The sequence below is a fragment of the Pseudoalteromonas sp. SG43-6 genome (assembly GCF_014164365.1).
GTDB classification, from domain to species: Bacteria; Pseudomonadota; Gammaproteobacteria; order Enterobacterales; family Alteromonadaceae; genus Pseudoalteromonas; species Pseudoalteromonas rhizosphaerae.
Genome location: NZ_JACJEZ010000160.1, coordinates 1 through 556 on the forward strand (window position 1 = coordinate 1; position 556 = coordinate 556).

At 41.7% G+C, this 556-nt stretch carries 1 pseudogene; it reads left to right on the forward strand.

Annotation, left to right across the window (positions count from 1 at the left end):
- A pseudogene (locus H5201_RS22595) lies at positions 1-453 on the forward strand (hypothetical protein); the annotation flags it as partial.
- Positions 454-556: the final 103 nt, after the last annotated feature.

The window sequence follows — 556 nt, forward strand, 5'->3', positions numbered from 1 at the left end:
GCTTCGCATTGCTGCCTCTACGACCAATTTACACCGTACAATCAAGGACTATTGATGTCATTAATTTCAGTAAAAAAATCACCAATAACGCCGCTGTTAACTAAGTCATTTTCACGCCGTGCAGTCATAATGTTACTAAGTGTCGCTACATTGCTATTAACTGGCTGTGGTGAGGAGCCTGCTCCACCTGCTAAACAAGCTGTTGAAGAGCAGCCCAGCCGATTTAGTAAAGATAAAATGGCGTATCGCCACACATACCACTCTGAATGGCCTAAAGAGGTGCGCAATGAGGTGTATGGCGATGAAGAAACGTTTTCAACTCCGCGTATTTTATTTAGAGCTGAGGTTGAGTGGATAGGTATAGAAACGTTGTTTTCAGCGCGCATGGATGGCTCTGACAGGCGTAGGATTATTCCAGAAAGCGTATTTACGCTAAAGTATCCCCAGAATTAGCCTTTATATATCAATGAACTAATAGTATTAAAAAATGTGGGAAGCGAGGGAACATTCATGGTGTTTTGTGATCTTATGAATCGCTTAAAAACAACAGAGCTAA